Origin of the sequence: Streptomyces purpurascens (assembly GCF_045040895.1) — a bacterium.
GTDB classification, from domain to species: Bacteria; Actinomycetota; Actinomycetes; order Streptomycetales; family Streptomycetaceae; genus Streptomyces; species Streptomyces purpurascens.
The window spans coordinates 3,070,611-3,088,618 of record NZ_CP108341.1 but is presented as its reverse complement, the minus strand read 5'-3'; the positions used below and the strand labels follow the sequence as shown (position 1 = coordinate 3,088,618).

The 18,008-nt window shown below is 71.6% G+C and carries 15 protein-coding genes; 10 read left to right on the top strand and 5 right to left on the bottom strand.

Going from position 1 to position 18,008, the window contains the following annotated elements; all coding sequences use genetic code 11:
• The first annotated feature begins 224 nt into the window (after positions 1-224).
• The 6 genes from leuA (at position 225) to OHU35_RS14050 (ending at position 8,286) form a co-directional block, all read left to right on the top strand.
• Positions 225-1,946: a 2-isopropylmalate synthase gene (gene leuA, locus OHU35_RS14075; protein ID WP_189723439.1), complete on the top strand. Its 1,722-nt coding sequence runs from the start codon at positions 225-227 to the stop codon at positions 1,944-1,946.
• 186 nt (positions 1,947-2,132) lie between these two features.
• Positions 2,133-2,831 carry a TerB family tellurite resistance protein gene (locus OHU35_RS14070; protein WP_359896160.1) on the top strand — a complete coding sequence of 233 codons (699 nt, stop codon included), beginning with the start codon at positions 2,133-2,135 and terminating at the stop codon, positions 2,829-2,831.
• 147 nt (positions 2,832-2,978) lie between these two features.
• Complete coding sequence (locus OHU35_RS14065) at positions 2,979-5,069, top strand: MMPL family transporter (RefSeq protein ID WP_405505454.1); 2,091 nt, start codon at positions 2,979-2,981, stop codon at positions 5,067-5,069.
• Between the two features lie 68 nt (positions 5,070-5,137).
• Positions 5,138-6,391, top strand: coding sequence for a sensor histidine kinase (locus OHU35_RS14060; protein WP_405505453.1), 1,254 nt, complete (start codon positions 5,138-5,140; stop codon positions 6,389-6,391).
• A complete protein-coding gene (locus tag OHU35_RS14055; protein ID WP_189723431.1) occupies positions 6,388-7,050 on the top strand; it encodes a response regulator transcription factor in 663 nt (220 codons plus the stop codon). The genes OHU35_RS14060 and OHU35_RS14055 overlap by 4 nt, the downstream gene beginning before the upstream one ends.
• A gap of 39 nt (positions 7,051-7,089) precedes the next feature.
• Complete coding sequence (locus tag OHU35_RS14050) at positions 7,090-8,286, top strand: exo-alpha-sialidase (RefSeq protein ID WP_405505451.1); 1,197 nt, start codon at positions 7,090-7,092, stop codon at positions 8,284-8,286.
• Here the strand turns inward: OHU35_RS14050 and OHU35_RS14045 are convergent.
• From OHU35_RS14045 to OHU35_RS14025, 5 genes are read right to left on the bottom strand one after another with little or no spacing between them, the layout of a single operon-like run.
• Entirely contained in the window at positions 8,283-9,215 is a 933-nt protein-coding gene (locus tag OHU35_RS14045) for a dihydrodipicolinate synthase family protein (protein ID WP_189723427.1), read from the bottom strand. The two genes, OHU35_RS14050 and OHU35_RS14045, sit on opposite strands and share 4 nt — an antisense overlap.
• Positions 9,212-10,231, bottom strand: coding sequence for an oligopeptide/dipeptide ABC transporter ATP-binding protein (locus tag OHU35_RS14040; RefSeq protein ID WP_405505449.1), 1,020 nt, complete (start codon positions 10,229-10,231; stop codon positions 9,212-9,214). Before OHU35_RS14040 ends, OHU35_RS14045 begins: the two co-directional genes overlap by 4 nt.
• Complete coding sequence (locus OHU35_RS14035; protein ID WP_405505447.1) at positions 10,228-12,213, bottom strand: dipeptide/oligopeptide/nickel ABC transporter permease/ATP-binding protein; 1,986 nt, start codon at positions 12,211-12,213, stop codon at positions 10,228-10,230. The genes OHU35_RS14040 and OHU35_RS14035 overlap by 4 nt, the downstream gene beginning before the upstream one ends.
• Entirely contained in the window at positions 12,210-13,172 is a 963-nt protein-coding gene (locus OHU35_RS14030) for an ABC transporter permease (protein ID WP_359896155.1), read from the bottom strand. The genes OHU35_RS14035 and OHU35_RS14030 overlap by 4 nt, the downstream gene beginning before the upstream one ends.
• 31 nt (positions 13,173-13,203) lie before the next feature.
• Entirely contained in the window at positions 13,204-14,832 is a 1,629-nt protein-coding gene (locus OHU35_RS14025; protein ID WP_359896154.1) for an ABC transporter substrate-binding protein, read from the bottom strand.
• A gap of 246 nt (positions 14,833-15,078) precedes the next feature.
• Between OHU35_RS14025 and OHU35_RS14020 the strand changes: the two genes are divergently transcribed.
• The 4 genes from OHU35_RS14020 to OHU35_RS14005 all read left to right on the top strand — a co-directional run bounded on the left by OHU35_RS14020 (position 15,079) and on the right by OHU35_RS14005 (position 18,008).
• Positions 15,079-15,801: a FadR/GntR family transcriptional regulator gene (locus tag OHU35_RS14020; protein ID WP_405505445.1), complete on the top strand. Its 723-nt coding sequence runs from the start codon at positions 15,079-15,081 to the stop codon at positions 15,799-15,801.
• 32 nt (positions 15,802-15,833) lie between these two features.
• Positions 15,834-16,274 carry a protein phosphatase gene (locus OHU35_RS14015; RefSeq protein ID WP_405509224.1) on the top strand — a complete coding sequence of 147 codons (441 nt, stop codon included), beginning with the start codon at positions 15,834-15,836 and terminating at the stop codon, positions 16,272-16,274.
• A gap of 105 nt (positions 16,275-16,379) precedes the next feature.
• A complete protein-coding gene (locus tag OHU35_RS14010; RefSeq protein ID WP_405505444.1) occupies positions 16,380-17,522 on the top strand; it encodes an abortive phage infection protein in 1,143 nt (380 codons plus the stop codon).
• Between the two features lie 48 nt (positions 17,523-17,570).
• Positions 17,571-18,008: a VOC family protein gene (locus tag OHU35_RS14005; protein WP_405505442.1), complete on the top strand. Its 438-nt coding sequence runs from the start codon at positions 17,571-17,573 to the stop codon at positions 18,006-18,008.

Below are 18,008 nucleotides of genomic sequence, written 5' to 3'. Positions count from 1 at the left end.
TGGCATAGCGCACTTTTTGTCCCGTATGTGCGCCCGGTCCCGCATACTGATACGGATCCGCACACCTGGAGGGCCTCGGCTAGCATGCTGCGCATCATGCGTTTCGGGCTGCTTCTCCTTAGCTGCCGCGGCGAGGGCCTGTAGTCGAGGCCGACTCCCTCCCCGCGGAGCTTGGTGCTGCGTCGTCGGCCGTCCTTCCGGACATCCTGAGGAGCCCCCGCATCATGGCGAACCGCCAGCAGCCCAGCACCATGCCGATCCACAAGTACGGCCGCTACGAGCAGGTCGACATCCCGGACCGCACCTGGCCGGCCAACCGGATCACCACCGCCCCCCGCTGGCTCTCCACCGACCTGCGCGACGGCAACCAGGCCCTGATCGACCCCATGTCGCCGGCCCGCAAGCGCGCCATGTTCGACCTGCTGGTCACGATGGGCTACAAGGAGATCGAGGTCGGCTTCCCGGCCTCCGGCCAGACCGACTTCGACTTCGTGCGCTCCATCATCGAGGAGCCCGGGGCCATCCCCGACGACGTCACCATCTCCGTACTGACCCAGGCCCGCGAGGACCTGATCGAGCGGACCGTGGAGTCCCTGAAGGGCGCCAAGCGCGCGACGGTCCACCTGTACAACGCCACGGCCCCCGTCTTCCGCCGGGTCGTCTTCCGCGGCTCCAAGGACGACATCAAGCAGATCGCGATCGACGGCACGCGGCTGGTCATGGAGTACGCGGAGAAGCTGCTGGGCCCGGAGACGGAGTTCGGCTACCAGTACTCGCCCGAGATCTTCACGGACACCGAGCTGGACTTCGCGCTGGAGGTCTGCGAGGCGGTCATGGACGTCTGGCAGCCCGGCCCGGGCCGCGAGATCATCCTGAACCTGCCGGCGACCGTCGAGCGCTCCACGCCCTCCACCCACGCTGACCGCTTCGAGTGGATGGGCCGCAACCTCTCCCGCCGCGAGCACGTCTGCCTGTCCATCCACCCGCACAACGACCGGGGTACGGCCGTCGCCGCCGCCGAGCTGGCCCTGATGGCCGGCGCCGACCGCGTCGAGGGCTGCCTGTTCGGACAGGGCGAGCGCACCGGCAACGTCGACCTGGTCACCCTGGGCATGAACCTCTTCTCCCAGGGCGTCGACCCGCAGATCGACTTCTCCGACATCGACGAGATCCGTCGTACGTGGGAGTACTGCAACCAGATGGAGGTCCACCCGCGCCACCCGTACGTGGGCGACCTGGTCTACACGTCCTTCTCCGGCTCCCACCAGGACGCCATCAAGAAGGGCTTCGACGCCATGGAGGCCGACGCCGCCGCCAAGGGCGTCACCGTCGACGACATCGAGTGGGCCGTCCCCTACCTGCCGATCGACCCCAAGGACGTCGGTCGCTCCTACGAGGCGGTCATCCGGGTCAACTCGCAGTCCGGCAAGGGCGGTATCGCGTACGTCCTGAAGAACGACCACAGCCTGGACCTGCCGCGCCGTATGCAGGTCGAGTTCTCCAAGGTCATCCAGACCAAGACGGACGCTGAGGGCGGCGAGGTCACGCCGAAGGACATCTGGGCGGCCTTCCAGGACGAGTACCTGCCCAACCCCGAGAACCCGTGGGGCCGGATCCAGGTCAAGAACAACCAGTCGACCACCGACACCGACGGCGTGGACACGCTGAAGGTGGAGGCCACGGTCGACGGCCAGGACACCGTGCTGACCGGCTCGGGCAACGGCCCGATCTCGGCCTTCTTCGACGCACTGCAGTCCGTCGGCATCGACGTACGCCTGCTGGACTACCAGGAGCACACGATGAGCGAGGGTGCCTCCGCGCAGGCCGCCTCCTACATCGAATGCGCGATCGACGACAAGGTTCTGTGGGGGATCGGAATCGACGCGAACACCACGCGCGCCTCCCTGAAGGCGGTCGTCTCGGCCGTCAACCGCGCGACGCGCTGACCAGTCGTAACGGGGATTATGGGGCTCTGCCCGCCGTTGTCCGGCGGGTGGAGCCCCGTCACATACCGGCCAATCCCTGTGAGGGTCACGGAAAGGTCTCCTCCAGGGTGCTGACTCCTCCTCATGGATGTGGCTAACATCACGCAAGCGCGGCGACGCTGCCGTGCGGCGTGACGGAGGTGCGACGTGCTGCCAGGACGGGGACGAAACGGCCATGCCGCCAGGTTTGCCAGCATCCTGGGCACCCGTATCGCATGGACGGCCGCGGGCGACGGGGAGTTCTTCTGCCCCGGCTGCGGCGGCGACCGCAACTACCAGCGGCTGACCGGACAGCGCCGCTTCACCCTGCTCGGCCTGCCCGTGCTGCCGCGCGGCGAGACCGGCCCGGTCGTGGAGTGCGCCGCGTGCCGCCGCCACTTCGGCACGGACGTCCTCGACCATCCGACGACCACCCGCTTCTCCGCGATGCTCCGCGACGCCGTGCACACCGTCGCGCTCGCGGTACTGGCCGCGGGCGGCGCCGGTTCCCGTACGGCACTGGAGGCCGCCGTGCTGGCCGTGCGCGCGGCCGGCTTCGACGACTGCACGGAGGAGCAGCTGGCCGCCCTCGTCGAGGCGTTGGAGGCGGACACCGGCCGGATCACCGGCGAGCCCTGCGGCGCCGGGCTGGCCATAGAGCTGCACGAGGCACTGGACCCGCTCGCCCCGCACCTCGCCACCGTCGGCCGCGAGTCGATCCTGCTCCAGGGCGCCCGCATCGCCCTGGCGGACGGGCCGTACACCCCGGCCGAGCGGGACGTCCTCGCGACGGTGGGGGCGGCGCTCACGATCTGTTCCGATGACGTGACCAGGTTGCTGGCGGCAGCCGCGCGCACGCCCTCCTAGGACGCGCGTTACTCCCCGGGGAGTAGTCCGCCGCCCGCATCGCCCCTCGCAGTAACCCCCGACTCGGCCTCGCGCCCGACGAATCGTCCCCCGTGCGCCGGGAGTCTGGAGACCGTTCCAGACACCGGACCGGAGGGAGCCCCGCTGATGGGGGACGTAAGGACACGTACGAGGCGGCGGCGGGCCCTGCCCTGGGTGGTGGTCGGACTGTGGCTTGCGGCCCTCGTACTGCTCGGGCCGCTCGCCGGGAAGTTCGCCGGCGTCCAGCAGAACCGCGCGGTCGACTACCTGCCCGACAGCGCAGACTCCACCCAGGTGGCCCGCGTCCAGGACCGGCTGCCCGGCGGGGAGTCGACCGACCTGGTGCTCGTGTACCACCGGGACGGCGGCCTGACCGACGCCGACCGGCGCACCGCCGCCGACCAGGTGGCCGAGGTCAGCGGCGCCTACGACCTGACGGGCGGCGAGGCGCGGGGCGTTCCGTCCAAGGACGGCTCCACGCTGATGTACCCGGTCTCCAGCACCCAGCCGGGCCAGGACGAGGAGGCCCGGGACGCCTTCGTCGACGGGGTGCGCGACATCGCCGAGGGCGGCGGCGGGCTGAGCGTCGAGGTCGGCGGGCCGGGGGCGCTGAACACCGACATGAACAAGGTGTTCGGGACGCTCGACGCCACCCTGCTGCTCGCCACGCTCGGCGTCGTCACCGTGCTGCTCGTCCTCATCTACCGCAGCCCCTTCCTGTGGCTGGTCCCGCTCGCCGTCGCGGGCGTCGCCGCCGCCACCGCGATGGCCGCCGGATACGGACTCCACGAACTGTTCGACGTCACCGTCACCGGCCAGAGCGGCGGTGTGATGACCGTGCTCGTCCTCGGCGCAGGCACCGACTACGCGCTGCTGATCGTCTCCCGCTACCGCGAGGAACTGCGGCGCCACGAGCGGCCGTACGACGCCATGCGCACCGCCCTGCGCGGCTGCGGTCCGGCGGTCCTCGCCTCCTCGGGGACCGTCGCGGCCGGGCTGCTGTGCCTGCTCGCCGCCGACCTCAACAGCAGCAGCGGCATGGGGCCGGTCGGCATGGTCGGCGTACTCGCCGCGCTGGTCGCCATGACGACCCTGCTGCCCGCGGTGCTGGTCCTGCTCGGGCGGCGCGTCTTCTGGCCGCTGATCCCCGCGTTCGGGAGTGAGCCGAAGGCCCGGCGTTCCCTGTTCGCCGCGATGGGCACCTCGGCGACGCGCCGCCCCGCCCTGGTTCTGGTCGGTGGGGGCGTGCTGCTGGGTGCCCTCGCGCTCGGCACGCTCAATCTGTCCGGCAGCATCAAGCAGGAGGACTCGTTCACCGAGCGGCCCGAGTCGATCACCGCGATGCGGACGCTGGCGCAGGAGTATCCCGAGCGCAGCAGCCGGCCCGTGACGGTCATGGCGCCCGAGGGGCGGGCCGGGGCGGTGGCGGAGCGGGCCCGTGCGACCGACGGTGTCGCCGAGGTGGTTCCCGGGCGGAGTGGTTCCGGGTGGACGGAGATCGCCGTCTTCACGACCGCCGCGCCCGAGACGCCGTCGGAGACCCGCACCATCGAGGCGTTGCGGGCCGGGCTGGATCCTCAGGGCGCGTATGTCGGCGGGCCCAGCGCCCAGCAGATCGACCTGGCCGACAGCGAGTCCCGGGACCGCAAGGTGGTCGTGCCGTTGGTGCTCGTCGCGGTGTTCGTCATCCTGGTCGGCCTGTTGCGCAGCCTCGTCGCGCCGTTGCTGCTGCTGGCGGCGGTGGTCGCGGTGTGGGGTGCGGCGCTGGGTATCGGCGGGCTGGTGTTCGAGCCGGTGTTCGGGTTCGGCGGTACGGATGCGGGGCTCGGGTTGCTGTCCTTCGTGTTCCTGGTCGCGCTCGGTGTGGACTACGGCATCTTCCTGATGCATCGGATGCGGGAGGAGTCCGTGCGGGGGGCCGAGCCGGAGGTGGCCGCGTTGACCGCGTTGCGGACGACGGGTGGGGTGATCGCCTCTGCGGGGGTCGTGCTCGCGGCGACGTTCGCTGTGCTGACGACGCTGCCGATGGTCGGGCTGGTGGAACTCGGGTTCGTCATCGCTGTGGGGGTGTTGCTGGATACGTTCCTTGTGCGTACGTATCTGGTGACCACGGCGAGTGTGCTGTTGCGGCGGCGGGTGTGGTGGCCGGGCAGGCTCTCGCGCGCACCGGAACTGCCTGTTGAGGCTGAGGTGAGGCGGGTGCGCAGCCCGGCGTAGCGGGGTGCCGCTGCGCCCACCCGTGCCGTCCCCAGCGGCACGCATGCCCGCAGCCGAGAGAGCCGAGGATGATGCCCGTGCAGGCACCCACCACATCGGACCGCCCCCCGGCCGCGACCTGGTCGCGGCCGGGGGAGCGGGTCATGGCCGCCATCAACCGCGACCCCCTGACCGCCCCGCACGCCCTCCGCAACGACGCGCTGCTCGCGGTCGCCGCCGCCGCGATCGCCGTCGCCCTCGGGCTGCTGGCCGACGGCGGGCGCGGGCCCGACGCGCTGGGGTGGGTGCTGCTTCTCGCGTGCAACGTGCCGATCGTGTGGCGGCGGCGTCGGCCGTTGCTCGTGCTGCTCGGGGTCGTGGCCTGTGTCGCCCCGTACCACGCCCTCGACAACCCCCACTCCGCGCCGACCCCGGCCACGTACATCGCGCTCTACACCGTCGCCGTCACCGGGCGCCCGCTGCGGGCCGTCCTGGTCGGGGCCGGTGTCCTCACCCTCTCGACCAGCGTGATGCTCACCATCAACGCCCACGAGGCACTGAGGATGCTGCAGATCTCGGGCTGGGTGGTCGCCGTGCTGTTCTGCGGTGTCGATGTGCGGTTCTACCGCCAGTACGTCGCCTCGATCGTGGAGCGTGCCGAACGCGCCGAACGGACCAGGGAGGAGGAGGCCCGGCGGCGGGTCGCCGAGGAGCGGCTGCGGATCGCCCGGGACCTGCACGACCTGCTCGCCCACAGCATCACCCTCATCGGCGTGCAGACCTCCGTCGCCGCCCATGTGCTGTCCGCCGACCCCGAGCGGCTCGACCGGGAGACCGTCGCCAAGGCCCTCGACGACATCGCCGAGACCTGCCGCAGCGCCCGCGGCGAACTCCGTACGACGCTGGAGGTGCTGCGCGAGCACGGCCCGCCGGAGGCCCGCGGCCCGCTGCCCGGCCTCGACGGCCTGCCCGACCTGGCTCAGGCCGCGCGGCTGGCCGGTGCCCGGGTCGAGCAGACCGTACGGATACGGCACGCACCGCCCGCCGTCGGCGCCGCCGCCTACCGCATCGTGCAGGAGGCCCTGACGAACGCGGTACGGCACGCGGGACCCGACGTCTCGGTCCGTGTGGAGCTGGACGAGCGGCAGGGCGCGCTGCATCTGTCGGTCAGCGACGACGGCACCGGACCGGCCCCGGGCGGCACGCCGGGCTTCGGACTCGTCGGAATGCGGGAGCGGGCCCGCAGCGTGGGTGGCACACTCGACGCCGGACCGCGCCCCGGGGGCGGCTTCGAGGTGGCCGCGGTCCTGCCGCTGACCACGACGGGGAAGAGGACCGGATGACCATCCGAGTGCTGCTCGCGGACGACCAGACCCTGGTGCGGGAGGCGTTCGCGATGCTCGTGGAGTCGGCCCGTGACATGGAGGTCGTCGGCCAGGCCGCCACCGGCCGTCAGGCCGTGGAACTGGCCCGCACCGGGCGCGCCGACCTCGTGGTGATGGACATCCGCATGCCCGACCTGGACGGCATCGAGGCGACCCGGCTCATCGCGGCCGACGACGACCTCGCGGGCGTCCGCGTCCTGGTCCTCACCACCTACGACACCGACGAGTACATCGTGGACGCCCTGCGCGCCGGCGCCTCCGGGTTCCTGGTCAAGGACACCAGGCCGGCCGAACTCCTCGACGCCATCCGCACGGTCGCGGCCGGTGAGTCCCTGCTGTCGCCCGGGCCCACGGCACGGCTGATCGAGCGGTTCCTGCGCAGCCCCTCGGCACCGGCGACCGGCGGCCCGGAGTGTCTGTCCGAACGCGAGCGGGAGGTGCTCGCCCTGGTCGCGCGCGGCCTCAACAACACCGAGATAGCAGAGGTGCTGGGCCTGAGCCCGCTGACCGCGAAGACCCACGTCAGCCGCATCATGGGCAAGCTGGCGGCACGGGACCGGGCGCAGTTGGTCATCGTGGCGTACGAGTCGGGGATCGTGACACCGGGGAACATCTGACGGACAGGCACGGTCCGACGCCCCCGTTTCAGGAGCAGGATGAGACTCCTCAGCCGCACCCTCCTTGTCACCACGGTCCTCCTCACCGCCCTCACCGCGACGACCACCGCGACGATCAGCGCCTCGGCCGCCCCCGGCTGCACGTCCTCCGTCCCGTACGTCTCGGGCGAGGGCGGCTACGACACGTACCGCATCCCGGCCGCCGTCACCACAGGCGAAGGCACCGTCCTCGCCTTCGCCGAGGGCAGACGCGGCGGCGCGGGGGACACCGGCGCCATCGACGTCGTCCTCAGGCGCTCGGCGGACGGCGGCTGCACCTGGGGCCCGCTCAGCGTCGTCGCCGCCGGGAAGGGCGACACCCGGGGCAACCCGGCACCCGTCGTCGACCCGCGCACCGGCGCGGTCGTGCTCCTCACCTCCTACAACAGCGGCAAGGTGACGGAGGCCCAGATCATGCGGGGCGAGGTCACGCCCGAGCAGAGCCGCCGGGTGTTCGTGCAGCACAGCCGGGACGACGGACGGCACTTCACCGCACCCCGCGAGATCACGGCCCAGGTCAAGCGCCCGTCCTGGCGCTGGTACGCGACCGGCCCCGGCCACGCGATCGCCCTCACCCGGGGCCCGTACGCGGGCCGGCTGGTCGTCCCCGCCAATCACTCGGCGGCCCCGCCCGCCGGCTCCCCGGACACCGGCCAGGAGCCCCGCCACTACGGCGCCCACGCGCTCCTCAGCGACGACGGCGGCAGGACCTGGCGGACGGGCTTCGTCGACGACTCCTACGACGGGGTGAACAACGCCAACGAGTCGATCGCCGCCCAGCTCCCCGACGGCAGGGTCTACTTCAACGCACGCGACCAGCACGGCACGAGCCCCGGCAACCGCCTCGACAGCCATTCGCGCGACGGCGGCCGTTCCCTCGACCGGCCGTACACCGTGCAGCCCACCCTGAACGACGTCCCGGTCGTCCAGGGCAGTGTCCTGCAACTCGCCGGAAAGAGCGCGCCGTTGCTGTTCTCCGGCCCGTCCGTCCCCACCGCCCGCCGGGCGATGGCCCTCTGGCACAGCACCGACGGCGGCGCCACCTTCGCCAAGGCGCTGACGCTCTCCCAGCAGCCCGCGGCCTACTCCGACCTGGTGCCGCTCGGCCGGAAGACGGTGGGGATCCTCTACGAGACGGGAGTCCAGGGGACCTACGAGACGATCGAGTTCCGCCGCCTGCCGACCGACCGGCTCTAGAGCAGCCCGGCCGCCGCCAGGTACTTCCCCACCCGCGCCACCTCGTCCGGCGACAGCGGCACCTGCGGCTCCGCCGTCGCCGGGCAGTCGATCACGCCCCGCAGGTGCAGCGCGGCCTTGAAGGCGCCGATCGCCGAGGAACCCGGGCCCATACGGGCCGGGTCGCCGACCGTCACCATGCCGAACAGGGCGCAGAGCCGGTCCTGTTCGGCACGGGCCTCGTCCCAGTCCCCGGAGCGGCACAGGCGGTCCAGACGGACGTAGCCGTGCGGGTCGACGTTGCCGAGGCCGGGCACCGTCCCGTCCGCGCCGAGCGCGAGCGCCGCGTCGACGATCAGCTCGGAGCCGGTCAGCACGCTGAAGCCGGTGATGCCCTGGTGGTCCCGGGCGCCGGTCAGGACCTGGCGGAAGGCGGCCAGGTCACCGCTGGAGTCCTTGAGTCCGGCCAGGACACCGTCGGCGGCCAGTTGCAGGACCACGTCCGCGGGCAGCTTCGTGTGGACGGCGACGGGAAGGTCGTAGGCGATGACCGGGACCGGGCTGCCGGCCGCGACCGCGCGGTAGTGGCGGGCGATCTCCGCCGGGTGGGTGCGGGCGTAGAACGGGGCGGTGACGACGACCGCGTCCGCTCCGGCCGCCGTCACCGACGCGACATGGTCCAGGACCCGGGCCGTCGTCATGTCGATCGCCCCGGCCAGCACCGGGACCTGTCCGCTCACATGCGCCGCGACCGACTCGACCACCAGCCTGCGCTGCCGGTCCGGCAGATACGCCGCCTCGGACGTCGAGCCGAGCACGAACAGCCCGCTCACCCCGCCGGCCAGCAGATGGTCGACCAGTCTGAGCAGCGAGGGGACGTCCACCTCGCGGTCCGGTGTCAGGGGCGTGCACACGGGCGGGATGACACCGGTCAGCGGGGTGAGGGTCATGGAGCCTCCATCGGGTCGCTCTGGCGGACGAGGTCGCGGGTCGACTCGTCCTCCTGGACAGGATGGTGGCAGCGGAAGCGGTGCCCGGGGGCCGACGCGGCCGAGAAGTCCGGCATCGCCGCCGCGCAGGTCCCGTCCGCCTTCCAGCAGCGTGTGCGGAACGGGCAGCCGCTCGGCGGGCGGGTCGCCGACGGCACCGGACCGACCAGCGGGATCGGGTCGATCGGGTCGAGCAGTCCGGGCGTGGCGGAGAACAGGGCGCGGGTGTACGGGTGCCGGGCCCGGTCGGTGACCAGGGCGGCCGGGGACTCCTCCACGATCCGGCCCAGGTACATGGTGATCACACGGTCGCTCATCCGCCGCACCGTCTGGATGTCGTGCGAGACGAACACCAGGGCCAGGCCCAGGCGTTCCTTCAGATCCAGCAGGAGGTTGAGGATCTGTGCCCGGACCGACACGTCCAGGGCACTCGTCGGCTCGTCCGCCACGACCAGGTCCGGGTCCAGCGCCAGCGCCCGGGCGATCGCGACGCGCTGCCGCTGCCCGCCCGACAACTGACCCGGCAGGGCGTCGGCGAGGGCGCGGGGGAGTCCGACGAGGGACATCAACTCCCTCACCCGGTCCTCGCGTCGGTTTCTGGTGCCCCGGTCGTGCACGTCCAGCGGGTCCCGCAGGATCTGCCGGACGGGCAGGCGGCGGTTCAGGGCCGTCGACGGGTCCTGGAAGATCATGCCGGTACTGCTGCCGACGGCCCGCCGGCGTTCGGCGGCCGGCATCGCCCACAGGTCCCGGCCCCGGAACGACACCGTCCCCCGCGTCGGCCGCTCCACCCCCACCAGCACCTTCGCCAGCGTCGACTTCCCGCAGCCCGACTCGCCGACCACGCCGACGGTCTCGCCGGGCGCGATGGCCAGGTCGGCGCCGGTCAGGGCGTACACCCGGTCCCGGGTGAACAGGCCGCCGCTGCGGGCCTTGTGCACGACATGCGCCTGTGCCAGTTCCACCAGCGCGCTCATGACACCGCCTCGGTCTCGGTGGCCGACAGCTCTATGGCCGGGTGATGGCAGGCCGCCGTGTGCGCCTCGGGGCCGGCCAGGGCCGGAGCCGTCGTACGGCAGATCTCGCTCGCGCGCGGGCAGCGGTCCGCGAACCGGCAGCCCGCCGGGAAGTCGGCCGGAGACGGCACGACGCCCCTGATCTGCGTCATCCGCTCCTGCGCCGACTCCAGCGACAGCACGCTGCCGAGCAGGCCGCGCGTGTAGTGGTGGGCCGGTGCCTCCACCAGGTCGGCGGTCACGCCCGTCTCCACGATCTGCCCGCCGTACATCACCACCACCCGGTCGGTGACGTCCGCGATCAGCGCCAGGTCGTGCGAGACGAGGATCAGCGCGAAGCCCAGCTCCTCGCGCAGCCGCAGCAGCAGCTCTATGACCTGGGCCTGCACGGTGACGTCGAGGGCGGTCGTCGGCTCGTCGGCGACGATCAGCTTCGGATCGCGGGACAGGGCCATGGCGATCAGGACGCGCTGGCGCTGCCCGCCGGACAGTTCGTGCGGGTAGCTGCGCAGGGTGCGCTCGGGGTCGAGGCCGACCATCGTCAGCAACTCGGCCGGAGGGCGCCGCCCGCCGCGCCGGACGACCTGCTTGAGCTGGGCGCGGATCGTCATCGCCGGGTTCAGCGACGACAGCGCGTCCTGGTAGATCATCGCCATCTCGTGGCCCAGGAGCTTGCGGCGGACGCGCATCGGCTCGGCGATCAGATCCCGCTGGTGGAAGCGCACCTGTCCGCTGACGCGCGCTCCCTTCGGCTGGAGTCCCATGATCGCCAGCGCGGTCAGCGACTTGCCGCAGCCCGACTCGCCGACCAGGCCCAGCACCTCACCTGGATGCACCTCGAAGCTGATGCCGTCCACGATGTCCACGCCGCCGTGCCGCTGGTCGAAGCCGATGGCGAGGTGCTCCACCGCGAGCACCGGCTGACCGTCCCGGGGCAGCCGACGGGCCCGGGCCCGCAGCCGCCGGGCCGCCTCCGCCAGGCCGGGCAGCCGCACGACCTCCCCGGTGCCGGGCTCCGGCGCCTGCAGCCGGTCGTCGCCGGGCGCGTCCACCTCCCGCGCCGACGGGGCCGCCCAGGCGTCGGACACGCCCTCGGACAGGATGTTCAGCGACAGCACCGTGACCAGCATCAGCAGCCCGGGGAACACGGTCGCCCACCAGCCACCGGTCAGCACCATGTTCTTGCCGTCCGCGATGACACTGCCCCAGGACGGGTCGGGCGGCCGGACACCGGCCCCGATGAAGGACAGCGACGCCTCGAAGACCACCGCCTCGGCGACCTGGACCGTGCAGAACACCAGCACGGGCGCGGCACAGTTGATCGCCACGTGCTTCAGCACGATGTGCGGGGTCCGGGCGCCGATCACCCGTTCCGCCGTCACATAGTCCTCGCCGTACTGGTCGAGGACGTTCGCCCGGACGACCCGGGCCACCGGTGGCGTGAACAGGAACGCGATCGCGCAGATCAGCACGGTGATGCCACCGCCGAACACCGCCACCAGCACGGCGGCCAGCGCGATGCCCGGGAACGCCATCACGACGTCCAGACAGCGCATCAGCGTCTCGTCGACCGCCTTGCGCGAGGTGGCGGCGACGGCCCCGAGCAGCGCGCCGACGACCAGCGCAAGGCCGGTGGCGCCGAGCCCGATCGCGAGCGACCAGCGCGCCCCGTACATCAGCCGGCTGAGGATGTCCCGGCCGAGACTGTCCTGGCCCATCCAGTGCGCGGCGGACGGATGCCCGGTGCCGTCGACCGGCGGCTGCTGGTCGAGCGGGTCGTGCGGGGCGAGGACCGGCGCGAGCAGCGCCATCAGGACGACGACCGCCAGGAAGCAGACGGCGACCTTCGACAGCAGCGGCAGCCGGCGCAGGCCGCGCAGCCGTACGCCGGGCCGGGACAGCGCCTCGGTGAGGCTCTTGCGGGTCATCATGCGGGTCGTCATGTGGTCGCATCCCTCAGTCGCGGGTTGACCAGCAGGTAGAGGACGTCGATGACGAGGTTCACGACGACGAACCCGGCGGCCGTGGTCAGGACGACGCCCTGGACGACGGCCGGATCACCGTTCTTCACGGCGTCGATCATCAGCTTGCCCATGCCGGGCAGCGAGAAGATCGTCTCGATGACGACCGCACCGCCGAGGAGGTAGCCGACGCGCAGGCCGAGCACGGTGAGGGGGTTGATGAGGGCGTTCCGCAGCACGTTCCGCCCCACGACCACCCGCGGCGGCAGCCCGCTCCCGATCGCCGTCCGTACGTAGTCCTTGTCCAGCTCCTCCACCACGGCCGTCCGCACGATCCGGGTCAGCTGCGCCGCCACCGGGAGGGAGAGGGCGAGGGCGGGGAGCGCCATGGTCTTGAGCCAGCCGGTGAAGGAGTCGGCCGGGTTGATGTAGCCGCCGGTCGGGAACCAGCCCAGGTCGACGGCCAGGTACTGGATCATCAGCAGCGCCAGCCAGAAGCCGGGGGCCGCGACGCCGGTCAGCGACACGACCCGGATGATCTGGTCGGGCAGCCGGTCCCGGTAGATCGCCGCGGTCACCCCGCCCACCAGGGACAGGACGACCGCGATGCCCAGGCCAAGGAAGGTCAGCTGCAGGGTGAGCGGCAGCGCGGTGGTGACCTGGTCGATCACCGGCGCCCGGGTCAGCGCGCTGGTGCCCATGTCGCCGTGCAGCACGTCGGCGACGAAGTCCACGTAGCGCACGGGCAGCGGGTCGAGCAGGCCGTGTTCCTCCCGGAAGTCGTGCAGTTGCTGGGGTGTCGGATTGGCGCCCTGGAAGAACGCGGACGCCGGGTCGACGTCCGAGAACCGCATCACGAGGAACACGAACAGCACGATGCCGAGCATCAGCGGCACGAGCAGGGCGATACGGCGGAGCAGAATCCGTACGACGGCGATCACGTGGCGAAGGCCCCCTGTCCGAACGACACGGCTAGGCCCACTTGGCCTGAAGGAGGTTGATGCCCGGGTACGGCTGCGGCCTTATCCCGCTGAGCCGCTCGGGGTTCCAGGCCGTCATCAGCTCGTTGTGGACGACCGGGTAGAGCACGGCCTGTTCGGCGACGACGTCGATGTAGTCCTGGACCATCGCCGTCTTCTTCCCGGCGTCCGGCTCGCGGGTGGCCCGGTCCATGTCCCTGAAGAGCGCCTTGGCCACGGAGTTGCCCGCCCAGCGCGTGTACTGCATCCACAGGTTCTCGGGCCCGTAGTTGTAATGCATGATCAGATCGGCGTCGAGACCGAACTGGTTGGGGTTGGAGGCGGCGGCGACCACTTGGTAGTCCTGCTTCTGGTCCATCTTGGTGAAGACGGCGGTGGTCTCCTGAGGGGAGAGGGTCGTCTTCACACCGATCGCGTCCCAGGAGGACTTGACGGTCGGCAGGCAGTCCACGATCCAGCTGACGTTCACGGCGAGGATCTCGATGCTCAGCCCCTTGACCCCGGCGGCCTTGAGCAGCGCCTTCGCCTTGTCCGGGTCGTAGTCGTAGACGGTCTTGGCCCGGCGGTAGGACGGGTTGCTCCCGTCGAGGAAGGAGCTCGCCGGCTTCCCGCGTCCCTTGAGCGCGACCTCCACCATCTTCTCGGTGTCGATGGCGTAGTGCAGGGCCTGGCGCACGCGTACGTCGTCGAAGGGCTTGTGTTTGGTGTTGAACATCAGGAACAGGTTGTTCATCCCGGCCCCGCCGGCGACCGTGAGACCGCCGCTCTCCAGTTGCCCGATGTTGGCGTACGGGATGTTGTCCGCGATCTGCGCCCCCGCGCTCGACCCCGAGATCTTCGCGACGCGGGGCGCGGCGTCCACGATCGTCAGCCAGTTCATCTTCCGGAAGGCGGGCTTGCGCGGCCCGTTGTAGTCGGCGAACGCCTCGAAGGTCGTGTTCGACTTCGGGTGGTGCGCGGTCTGCCGGTACGGGCCCGAGCCGACGGCCAGGCCCTTGATGGCCTCGTCCCAGCCACCCGGCTTGGAGAACACGTGCTTCGGCATGATCTTGGCGAGCGTCAGCCGCGCAAGCCCGTCCGGGAACGGGAACTTGAGCACCAGCTCCACGTTCTGCGCGTCGATCTTCCGGACCTCCTTCAGCCAGCTCGCGAAGAACCCCTTGGCGAGGGTCTGGGTGTCCGGGTCGAGGATCCGCTCGAAGACGAACACCACGTCGTCGGCGGTCACGGGCTTCCCGTCGTGGAACTTCGCACCGGCCCGCAGCGCGAACTTCCAGGACGTGCTGTCCGGGTCCTTCGGCACCTCGGTCGCCAGGGCCGCGTACGGCTCGCGGGAGATCGGGTCGGTGTCCAGCAGGCCCTCGTAGATGTGGTTGTTGGCGGCCATGCAGAACGCGGACGCCGTCTGGGTGGGGTCCCAGCTGCCGTCGTTGCCGTAGCCGATCACCGCGGTGAGCGTCCGGTCCTCGCCGTCGCCCCCGCCGGTCTCGTTGGTGGACTCCGGCCCGGACGAACAGGCCGACAGCGACGCGGAGACGGCGGCGGCCGCGCCCAGCGCGCCGGTGTACTTCAGGAACGTCCGGCGGTGCGGCGCCGGTACGTCGTGGGTCACGTCGCGCACGGGTCCTCCAGAGGGAGAGGTCTGGAAAGGTGTGAAGGGGGAGGGAGATACGACGTCCTACGTCCTGGCGGTCAGCGCGACCATAGGAGGGGGCGTGAGGGCGGTCAAGGGGTCGCACACGAATGGCGTATCTGCCAGAGGTCGCACCAATGGCGCTGTGAAATGGCATGAGTTGACGGCCTATCAGGGCGGGCGCGGCACTGGGTACCGCCAGAGGTGGGACGTGGGACGTCCGGGGCGCGTACGATGCGGCGCATGTCCGAGGAGCCCAGGACCAGCCGGATACAGCGCCAGGTCGTCCAGCTCATCCTCGACCGCAGACTCACCGCCGGCGCGCCGCTGCCCACCGAGGCCGAGCTGATGGAGGCCCTCGGTGTCAGCCGCAACTCCGTCCGCGAGGCCCTCAAGGCCCTCCAGGCCCTCGACATCGTCGAGATCAGACACGGCTACGGCACCTATGTCGGCAAGGCCTCCCTCACCCCGCTCGTCGACGGCCTGACCTTCCGCACCCTGGCCCGGCACGACGACGACACCGGGGCCCTCGCCGAGATCCTGCAGGTCCGCGAGGTGCTGGAGGAGGGTCTGATCCGCCGGGTCGCCGCGACACTCACCGAGGCGGAACTGGACAACCTGGAGGGCGTGGTGACCCGCATGGAGTCCGCGGGCGGCACGGGCCGCATGGGCAGCACCTTCCCCGACCTCGACCGAGAGTTCCACGAGGCCCTGTACGCCTCCCTCGGCAACGCCCTCGTCCCCCAGCTCCTCGCCGCCTTCTGGACCGTCTTCCGGCGGGTCTCCGGCGCCCGCGGCTGGACCGACGACCCCACCCCCGAGATCACGGTCCGCCGCCACCGCGACATCGTCACCGCCCTGCGCGCCCGCGATGTGGAGGGCGCGCAGCGGGCGATGGCGGTCCACTTCCGGGGGATCGAGGCGCGGGCGGCCGAGGAGTCGCGGGGGGTGGGCTGATTCCGCTCCCGGGCGAGCGGGCGCGGAGCATGATGAGGGGCGTGACCGATCTGTGGAACGAGAGTGACGCCGGCGTCCTGAGACTGCCTTCCGGCCGCTTGGTACGGGGCCGAGGCCTCCGCCACCCCCTGGACCCCGGCGCGCCCGTACCCACCCACGGCGTCTACCTGCTCGGCAAGCAGCCGCCCGAGGTCCCCTGGGAGTCGGGCTGGATCCGCTGGCCCGACTTCCGCCTCCCGTCGGACCGGGCCGCCGCCCGCGTGGCGCTGGCCGACGCCTGGGAACGGGCCGCCGGGGAGCGCGTGGAGATCGCCTGCGGCGGCGGACGTGGCCGTACGGGGACGGCCCTGGCCTGCCTCGCCGTTCTGGACGGGGTGCCGGGGAAGGAAGCGGTGGCGTATGTGCGGCGGCACTACGACCGGCATGCGGTGGAGACGCCCTGGCAGCGGCGGTACGTACGCCGGTTCGGGTAGGGCCTGTCGGTCTCTCCTTCGGCACGGCGGCTCATACCTTGGTCGCGCCCCCGTAGACCGACGGCCGACAGCGGACCCGGCACCCGCGTCGGCACAGTGAACGGCATGGAAGAGACCAACGGGAGCAAGCAGGGCAAGGGGATCAGCCGGGCGCGGTTCCTGGCCGGGGGCGCGGCGGTGGGGGCCTCCGGGATGGTGGCATCGGCCGGACAGGCCCGGGCCACGGAAGCCGGGCACGGCCGGGGGCTGCGCCGGCAAGGCGTCGTCTACACGGTCGGGGCGGGGGAGACACCGGGCACCGCGTGGAGTGCGCGCCGGATGCGGGCGGATGTGCGGGCCATCCGTGACGAGCTGCACGCCGACACCATCGACGTCACGGGGGACGGCGTCGAACGGCTCACCGCCACCGCCGCCGAGGCCGCCGAACGGGGGCTGCACGTCTGGCTGCAGCCGACCCTCGGGGACGCACCGCAGCGGGACATCCTGGAACACGTCGCCGAGACCGGCCGGTTCGCGGAGCGGCTGCGGCGGCAGGGCGCGAGTGTCGACTTCAGCGTCGGCTGTGAGTTCTGGCTGTTCGTCCCCGGCATCCTGCCGGGCGAGACGGCCCTGGAGCGCATCAGGCACCTCCAGAACGGCACGGTCGACTGGCCGCGGACGCTGCGCCGTCTCGCCGAGTTCACCGCGAAGGCCGCGAAGGTCGGCCGCTCCGTCTTCAGGGGCAACCTCAGCTACGCGGCCGCCCAGAGCATCGACGACCCGGACTGGAGCCTCTTCGACATCGTCGGCATCGACTACTACTCGTACTTCGAGAAGCGGTCCGACCACGTCCGGGAACTGAAGCAGTACCTGCGCTGGGGCAAGCCGCTCGCCATCACCGAGTTCGGCACGTGCGCGTACGTCGGTGCCCCCCAGACGGGCGGCATGGGCTGGGACATCGTCGACTACGACAAGGAGCCACCGGAGATCAAGGGGGACCTGGTCCGCAGCGAGCGCGTCCAGGCCGAGTACGTGGGCGAGCTGCTGGACGTCTTCGCGTCGATGGGCCTGTACGCGGCGATGACCTTCGAGTTCATCAGCGCGGACGCCCCGCACCGCCCGGACGAGCCCCGGCTCGACCTCGACATCGCGACGTACGCCATCACCAAGGCGATCAAGGACCGCCCGGACGACCCCGCCTCCGGCTGGCACTGGGAGCCGAAGGAGGCGTTCCACGCGGTGGCCCGCCGTTACGCCCGAAACGGCTGACGGGCGCGGTCCGCGTCGCGGAGGGACCATGGCCGAGGAGGTGCGCCCATGGAATGGACCCTTGAGGTGATCGCCGTACCGGTCATCGACCTGGACCGGGCCAAGGCCTTCTACGTGGACCGGTGCGGTTTCCGCGCCGAGATCGACGCCTCGTTCTTCGAGGGCGTGGGCCGCTTCGTCCAGCTCACGCCCCCCGGCTCCCGCTGCTCGATCGTGCTGGAGTCCGGCATGCCTCAGGCGCCGGGGCAGCCCCGGGCGGCCCCCGGTTCGCTGCAGGGCCTCCAGCTCTGTGTCACGGACATCGAGAAGGCCAGGGCGGAGCTGGTGGGACGCGGGGTGGAGGTATCGCCGGTCCTGCACGTGGGCGCGTCCGGCTGGGCGGAGGGCCGGGGCGAGGAGAGCTGGAACTCCTTCCTCTTCTTCCAGGACCCCGACGGCAACGGCTGGGCCGTCCAGGAGGCCCCGGCGCCTCTCGCCCAGCGCTGA

Bases quoted from the DNA above. Each gene is read 5' to 3' on its own strand.
- leuA (WP_189723439.1), top strand. From the start codon at position 225: ATGGCGAACCGCCAGCAGCCCAGCACCATGCCGATCCACAAGTACGGC.
- OHU35_RS14065 (WP_405505454.1), top strand. From the start codon at position 2,979: ATGGGGGACGTAAGGACACGTACGAGGCGGCGGCGGGCCCTGCCCTGG.
- OHU35_RS14060 (WP_405505453.1), top strand. From the start codon at position 5,138: ATGATGCCCGTGCAGGCACCCACCACATCGGACCGCCCCCCGGCCGCG.
- OHU35_RS14055 (WP_189723431.1), top strand. From the start codon at position 6,388: ATGACCATCCGAGTGCTGCTCGCGGACGACCAGACCCTGGTGCGGGAG.
- OHU35_RS14050 (WP_405505451.1), top strand. From the start codon at position 7,090: ATGAGACTCCTCAGCCGCACCCTCCTTGTCACCACGGTCCTCCTCACC.
- OHU35_RS14045 (WP_189723427.1), bottom strand. From the start codon at position 9,215: ATGACCCTCACCCCGCTGACCGGTGTCATCCCGCCCGTGTGCACGCCC.
- OHU35_RS14040 (WP_405505449.1), bottom strand. From the start codon at position 10,231: ATGAGCGCGCTGGTGGAACTGGCACAGGCGCATGTCGTGCACAAGGCC.
- OHU35_RS14035 (WP_405505447.1), bottom strand. From the start codon at position 12,213: ATGACGACCCGCATGATGACCCGCAAGAGCCTCACCGAGGCGCTGTCC.
- OHU35_RS14020 (WP_405505445.1), top strand. From the start codon at position 15,079: ATGCGGCGCATGTCCGAGGAGCCCAGGACCAGCCGGATACAGCGCCAG.
- OHU35_RS14015 (WP_405509224.1), top strand. From the start codon at position 15,834: ATGAGGGGCGTGACCGATCTGTGGAACGAGAGTGACGCCGGCGTCCTG.
- OHU35_RS14010 (WP_405505444.1), top strand. From the start codon at position 16,380: ATGGAAGAGACCAACGGGAGCAAGCAGGGCAAGGGGATCAGCCGGGCG.
- OHU35_RS14005 (WP_405505442.1), top strand. From the start codon at position 17,571: ATGGAATGGACCCTTGAGGTGATCGCCGTACCGGTCATCGACCTGGAC.